General features: G+C 39.3%; 7 protein-coding genes. 4 read left to right on the top strand and 3 right to left on the bottom strand.

What is annotated here, in order from left to right; genetic code table 11:
* Nucleotides 1–484 precede the first annotated feature (484 nt).
* The 3 genes from CLV48_RS11550 to CLV48_RS11540 form a co-directional block, all read right to left on the bottom strand.
* Nucleotides 485–1,582, bottom strand: coding sequence for a M50 family metallopeptidase (locus CLV48_RS11550; RefSeq protein ID WP_106567426.1), 1,098 nt, complete (start codon nt 1,580–1,582; stop codon nt 485–487).
* A 162-nt stretch (nt 1,583–1,744) separates the two neighbouring features.
* Nucleotides 1,745–2,800 (bottom strand): serine hydrolase domain-containing protein, encoded by a 1,056-nt coding sequence (locus CLV48_RS11545; protein WP_106567425.1) that lies wholly within the window; start codon nt 2,798–2,800, stop codon nt 1,745–1,747.
* A 16-nt stretch (nt 2,801–2,816) separates the two neighbouring features.
* Entirely contained in the window at nt 2,817–3,191 is a 375-nt protein-coding gene (locus tag CLV48_RS11540) for a hypothetical protein (RefSeq protein WP_010608988.1), read from the bottom strand.
* A gap of 232 nt (nt 3,192–3,423) precedes the next feature.
* Between CLV48_RS11540 and CLV48_RS11535 the strand changes: the two genes are divergently transcribed.
* From CLV48_RS11535 to CLV48_RS11520, 4 genes are all read left to right on the top strand, one after another.
* Entirely contained in the window at nt 3,424–3,999 is a 576-nt protein-coding gene (locus CLV48_RS11535; RefSeq protein ID WP_106567424.1) for a Crp/Fnr family transcriptional regulator, read from the top strand.
* A gap of 67 nt (nt 4,000–4,066) precedes the next feature.
* Nucleotides 4,067–4,339, top strand: coding sequence for a hypothetical protein (locus CLV48_RS11530; protein ID WP_106567423.1), 273 nt, complete (start codon nt 4,067–4,069; stop codon nt 4,337–4,339).
* Entirely contained in the window at nt 4,336–4,953 is a 618-nt protein-coding gene (locus CLV48_RS11525) for a DUF998 domain-containing protein (RefSeq protein WP_106567422.1), read from the top strand. The genes CLV48_RS11530 and CLV48_RS11525 overlap by 4 nt, the downstream gene beginning before the upstream one ends.
* 276 nt (nt 4,954–5,229) lie before the next feature.
* Nucleotides 5,230–6,363: a DEAD/DEAH box helicase gene (locus CLV48_RS11520; protein WP_106567421.1), complete on the top strand. Its 1,134-nt coding sequence runs from the start codon at nt 5,230–5,232 to the stop codon at nt 6,361–6,363.
* The last annotated feature ends 93 nt before the right edge of the window (nt 6,364–6,456 follow it).

The following is a 6,456-nucleotide window of genomic DNA, read 5'->3' as shown; positions in this document are numbered from 1 at the left end:
CTTTTTTCATTTTTGCAATCTGTGTGTTAAAGGTAAGAAATTGTCTGCACACAGATCGGGTATTCGCCTACCGCGGGTTCCTCAAATTCCCCGTGCGATTTCTTCTAAATCACACAGAGAATTTCGAGGTATAACTTTAACTTCGTAAGTAGTGAAACCAACTTACACAGTTTTTGTCATAGTCCCATTATTTTTAAGAAATTGTAAGTCTGTTCCTATCTATAAATTTATCAGGTTATCTATTCTTCATTGTAAATACGCCCAAAAACAATCAAATTATTTGTTAGAATTTTTAAATTTTTCATCAGGGAAAATGCTCCACAAATCTCTTAAACTAACTCAGGCATTAAGAAGCTAAAGACAAACTTCTTCAAACCCTTGAATTGGACAGTGGATGATCTTAAAATTCTAAGTAAACCGAAATATCCGGATTTCAAGGTAGAATTATTTTCTGACCTCAATGAAAATCTATTGTTATTCCGACCTAATTCTTTACCCTACACTCCTCAAGCATGTGTTCAAGCCATTCTTTTTCAGCTATCGCGGCACCTTTATCTATTAGTTTTGGTAACTCTTTTATAGCCTCATTGATTTTTTTAACCGCCAGGCTATTATTGCCTTCTCCCATGGCAATTGCTGCTTCTACCCTCAAGACCTGAGATTTAGGAACCATTACACCTGCTTTTTCTCGGAAAGAATAATCTTTTGCAAGACTGATGTTTTTATTGTGCCTTGCCTCAAACCAGGCTTTTTCTAAATATAACGATGCAACATATCCCTTGGGGATATATTGAGCACCTTCCAGATACTGATCTAAATGCCAGCTGGCCTTTTCCAATTCTCCTACGTCTTGGTAATGGTTATACAATAGTCCACTTAAATAAGGTTTTAAGGGAGACTCATAAGGAAGATTAAGCGCTACTAAAATTGGATCGGGGTTTATCAATGATGGTCTAATCCCAGAGGTCGCCTGAGCAATAGCGTTCAATAGTGTTGATTCAATTTGGGCGGATGGCCCACCTCTTAATAAATTTATTATCCTCCCTCCATCGGAAGTAAATCCTTCTGAATGCATGGGAATTAATGTAACCAAAGCAATACAAAAAGAAAGTATACAACTGATAAGTAAAAGGGATTCAAGTAAATAAAACGCAAGTGAAGAAGGGTCCAATTGAAAATAGATTAGGCAGATTGAGAGAATCCCACCAAAAATTAAGCTTGCTAAAGGCCCTCCAAACGCGAAGACTGCAAATCTTCTATTCAAATTTTCCTGATCCGTCGGTAAGCACAAGGCAACACCTCCAAATGTATTGAAATTTGTATTTCTTTTCAATTTGAGTTTGCCTAACTCTTTTTCAACCAACACAGGTCCCACAGATAGTAATCTAAATTCAAATTTTTGAGAAAGTCCTGCAATGACATGGCCCAATTCATGAATGGCTATGGTTAACCAAAGCGCAAATACTACAACAGCAATCAACAGTAACTTGGTGTACCAAGGAAATTCCGTACCTCCCTTTAAATCACCAAATACCATTAATACAAGATACGCAACGGTGGCACCAATAATGATTCCACCCATAAACCCCAGAATTCTATTTTTAAGTTTCGATGATTTCACTGCCTTCTAATCATGAATACACTTGATACCAAAATGTAGTTTAATTTTTACGATCTATAATTGGAGATAAGATTTCGCTTAACAATGAACATTAGACGGATTAAAATTGAATTTGTTGGGCATTTAGTGGTTAAGGAGTGATTTCATCAATGTGAATCCTATATCCTGACGAAAATCCTCGTTAAAATCTGCATTGGAGAGTAGAACTATTCCGGTTTCTTCCGACGGAACCATCATCAAAAATGACCGGAAACCTTTATCTCCTCCATAATGACCAAATCCATCTTTACCGCCTACCCTATATAACTGAAAGCCCAACGAATTATAAGCATACACCGGAGAAGGCACTAAAAACTGCTGATGAAAGGGATCATTCATAAACTGAATCATCCATTTACATAACTCATCAACATTTGAGTTCAAGGTACTGCTCCCTGCGTGTTTCCGGGTATATGGATAGATTTTTCGCACCTTAACCTTGCCAAACAAATTTTTTGTATGAGGGGATACCCGCATATCCTCCGAAATAGCAAAATATCTAAAATCTGCTGTAGACATATTTGCAGGCTTGAGTACTTCTCTCTTCACAAAGGTTTCAAAAGACTCCTCCTCTACTTGTTGTACAATCAAGGCCAATAAATCGTAGCCTAAATTGCTGTAACGGTATTCTTCTCCAGGGGAGGTTTTCAGTTTCAGTTTCTTTTTGGAAAAATAGTGCTGAAGTGCTAAGGAGTCCGTGTCTTGTCTTCTCCAATTATACCCCCAAACATCCGGTAAACCTGATTGATGTTCAAGTAATTGACGAATAGTCACCTCTGAGATTTGTTTATCTTTTAATCTGAGTCCTAAGTCTAATGCTGCCAATTGGGTATCCAACCCTATTTTCTTAGCCTCTACAAGTTTGAGGATTGCCTGTGCAGTAAAAAGTTTACTTACAGAACCTGTGTGAAATACTGAATATTCAGTGACCTGCTTGGGAAAATGAATATTTGTTACACCATATCCAGTCTGAAAATATACTTGCCCGTTTTTCACAATACCCACAGCAAGACCGGGAAGTTGATATTCCTCCTGCTTTTGCTGAAGATATTTTTCAATTGCATTCTGCTGTTGACTATAGGAAGCAACTGACAGAAAAAGAAAGAAAAGAAAGGTGCAATCAATGAATTTGAACTGCATAAGAAAGGGTTAGTATTTAAGAAAAGATTAATCGAGCAAACATGCCTGCGAAAACTACATAAATTACCAAAAAGATAAATACATAAAAAGAACTGGCTTCTTCTTCAATAACTAGCCTAACTATTGACAATCCTCCAATAAAAAAATGGGCAAAATTCCCTAAAGTCAGAGGTCTTGCATAAATCCCCCCGATTTTGACATTTTTCAACATCCAGTTCATCACTCCAAATCCTATGTAAACAGCTCCCAAGAGTTGGAGTACAAGTACCAATATTGGGGTCGGTTCTTGAACCAGCTCTGATAAAATTTCCTGTGGGAAAAATGAATAAACCATCCCCAAGATGACTAAGATTGCGGCAGAGAACGCCATGGTAATATATGAAAACGACATAGACATTTTTGTTTTATTTTTGAATTTCAAATACTACTAAAGAACCAGGATTTAAGCTTTTTTTAACAGCTTATTGAAAGGAATTATCAAAAAAAATGTTTGGTTAGATGATTTCAATTACCAATTGGTAATTGGATTCTTCAGTTTTTTTTTAAAATCTGAAAAAACTATCATTGTCTAGAAAACATCCGCTTTCAAAAATCCAGACTGTTCCACTTCAAAAAGGATTCCTATGCTTACTCATCTTATCCAACACCTAGAAGGGTATATACCTGTCTCTGATTCATTGCGGGAATCTATCCAAAAGATTTGCAAAGAAATCAACGTGCCTAAAGGAACATTTCTTCACCAACCAGGAAAAATTTGTACGCACACCTATTTTATCCATTCCGGACTCCTTCGTATATATTATCAAAAAGACGATAAAGAAATCACAGACAACTTCGCGGCTGAGGGGGAATGGATTACCTCTGTGTATAGCTTTATGAGAAACATTCCCGATAACTTCTACATCGAAACACTCGAGCCTTGCGAATTGATAGCTATTGGGATTGAAGATTTGGAAAACTGTTTTGCTGCCTATCATGAAATGGAACGTTTCGGTAGATACCTGATGTCTTCCTACTTTTTAGAACATTCAGAGCGTTCACTCTCCTTTAAATTTCATAGTGCAAAGGAAAAGTATCAATACTTCTGCAAAAGCTCCAAAAACAAAGTATCAAGAGTTCCCTTAGGGATGCTCGCTTCCTACTTAGGGATAACACAGGAAACCCTGAGTCGTATAAGGGCTGAAAGAGACCCTTTTTGATATAGATCAAATTTTTATTGAAAACCCCACACTAGTTTTGCAAGCAAATCACAGAATTTAAATCCATATGCTTTCAAAACTAATCCTCATTTTCTCTATTTGTTGGATATCTTACCACCCAATCCAAGCACTCCAAGCTGACTATTTGCCCGGCATTGATCTTGAGCAAAACTCAGTAAAAGTTGACACGGTCTTGCAAAGGATTGATTCAGCAGTTATTCCGAAAAAGTCAATAAAAGAAAAGTTTAAAGCCGAAAGAGACCACTACCATCAAAAAAGGCAACAAACTCATAAGTACTACAATCCATTGACCTTCATCTATCGAATTATTGGTTTATGAAGCATCCACAAAAAGTATATGCCTTGTTAGGACTTCTGGCACCTGCTTTATTTGTCATGACCTACCTGATTGTCAGCAATGGTAGACCAGAATACAGTCATCTGACCAAAGCTGTCAGTGAATTGGGGTCAATGGATGTGGCCAACCGCTGGGTATTTAATTTGTTTGGCTATATACTGCCCGGCTTGATGGTTTCTCTGTTTGGCTATGGACTATTCGAAAACCTGAAAGAAAACAATTCCAACAAATGGCCTCTAATAGGCATTGTCGGGAGCGGATTATTCATGGCTTTGGCAGGGATTTTTCCGGGAGATTTTGAAGAAAGGTATTCCACTACTATGATTTTGCACAGTATTGGAAGCGTTGGTTCTTACATTTTCTTTCTAATTGGTGCCTTCACCTTCCCCCGATTAATGAATAAAATCAGCTATTGGAATAATGTCCGATGGCTTGGATTAACCATTACTTGGCTGAGCATTGTTTGTGGAAATTGGATTTTCATTTTTCCTGAAATTCCAGGAATTGGTCAGCGAATTGGTTTTGGGATGTACTTTTTTTGGATAGGACTATATGCTTATTTTTTATGGAAAAGTGATTCAAATATGAAATCCTGAACCGAGCCTGATGCTCACCCACTATTTCGAAGCCAAACAGGATTGCTTGGCTTTATTGTTTTTCACAAAGAAAAGTTCAACGCATACCGCACCGACCTCCCTGCCCCAGATTTGGCCAGCATTCCCTGCTCATAGAGGTATGGGATAAAAGCCCCTTTTGTTTAATCAAATATTAGCTTATGAGCCGATTAGTAAAAATAATCGACTCAAATCTATGATCCACTCGACTCTTTGAATAAAAAAATAAACCCTACCTTTACCAAAAAAATCCCGTACATGAATTTTTCAGACCTGGGCTTATCTCCTATCCTGGTAAAGGCCATCCAAGAAGCCAATTATGAAGCCCCTTACCCTATCCAAATCGAAGCCATTCCGGCCATCCTTCAAAAGCGGGATGTACTTGGCCTCGCCCAGACAGGTTCAGGGAAAACGGCCTCTTATATCCTACCCATCTTGGAGGAATTCCAGAAAAAAGAGGTCAACAAAAGCAGGTCTGTTCCTGTATTGGTGATCGTACCCACCAGGGAACTGGCAGCTCAGGTGGAAGAGGTGGTAAGGCTATTCAGCAAACACCTCCCCAGAAAAATAAAAAGTGCAGCAGTATTTGGAGGGGTATCCATCAATCCACAGATGATGAAATTGAACGGTACGGACATTTTGGTGGCCACGCCTGGTCGTTTGCTGGATTTGATCTCCAAAAATGCCATCTCCATTTCTGAACTGACTACCTTAGTCTTGGATGAAGCAGACAAGGTATTGAGTTTGGGCTTCAAACTGGAAGTGGACGAGATTTTGAACAGGTTGCCAAAGAAGCGCCAGAATATCCTCTTCTCCGCTACAATGGATGAAGCTGTGGAAGGCCTGATTGACAAGCTGCTGAAAAATCCCGTGAAAATCGAAATCCAAACGGAGGAAGTCACGCCTGAGCTTATCGCGCAGACGGCCTATTTGGTCGATCCTGAAAGGAAAGGACCGCTCTTGAGGCATCTGATAAAGGAAGGCAACTGGCAACAGGTCCTGGTATTTGCTTCTTCGATACGCACCGCGGACAACCTGACCACCAAACTCAACAAACACGGTATACAGGCCATGGCGCTCCACGGAGACAAAAGCCAAGGGGCAAGAACAGAGGCTTTGAGGTTGTTCAAAGGAGGAAAACTGCGCGTACTGGTGGCCACAGATTTGGCTGCCCGGGGAATTGATATCGAGGCATTGCCCCATGTGGTCAATTTCGAACTTCCACGCTCTCCCAAAGATTACATCCACCGCATTGGAAGGACCGGCAGGGCAGGAATAGAGGGAGAAGCCATCTCATTGATCACAGAAGAGGACAGACACCATTGGAAAGTCATCCAAAAAAAGATGAAGCGATGGGTGGAATTGGTGGATACGGACAACCTTGATTTTTGAAAAATTCCTCCAATTAACCATGGAAAGATGATGTTTCATATACAAAGTGAGGTCAGTCTTTTTTTGTCAATTCCAGTGCATGATTAATAAAAA

This window comes from Cecembia rubra (assembly GCF_003014575.1).
Taxonomy (GTDB): Bacteria; Bacteroidota; Bacteroidia; order Cytophagales; family Cyclobacteriaceae; genus Cecembia_A; species Cecembia_A rubra.
This window is presented reverse-complemented; position numbering and strand designations above follow the sequence as displayed.

Bases quoted from the DNA above. Each gene is read 5' to 3' on its own strand.
- CLV48_RS11550 (WP_106567426.1), bottom strand. From the start codon at position 1,582: ATGGGTGGAATCATTATTGGTGCCACCGTTGCGTATCTTGTATTAATG.
- CLV48_RS11545 (WP_106567425.1), bottom strand. From the start codon at position 2,800: ATGCAGTTCAAATTCATTGATTGCACCTTTCTTTTCTTTCTTTTTCTG.
- CLV48_RS11540 (WP_010608988.1), bottom strand. From the start codon at position 3,191: ATGTCGTTTTCATATATTACCATGGCGTTCTCTGCCGCAATCTTAGTC.
- CLV48_RS11535 (WP_106567424.1), top strand. From the start codon at position 3,424: ATGCTTACTCATCTTATCCAACACCTAGAAGGGTATATACCTGTCTCT.
- CLV48_RS11530 (WP_106567423.1), top strand. From the start codon at position 4,067: ATGCTTTCAAAACTAATCCTCATTTTCTCTATTTGTTGGATATCTTAC.
- CLV48_RS11525 (WP_106567422.1), top strand. From the start codon at position 4,336: ATGAAGCATCCACAAAAAGTATATGCCTTGTTAGGACTTCTGGCACCT.
- CLV48_RS11520 (WP_106567421.1), top strand. From the start codon at position 5,230: ATGAATTTTTCAGACCTGGGCTTATCTCCTATCCTGGTAAAGGCCATC.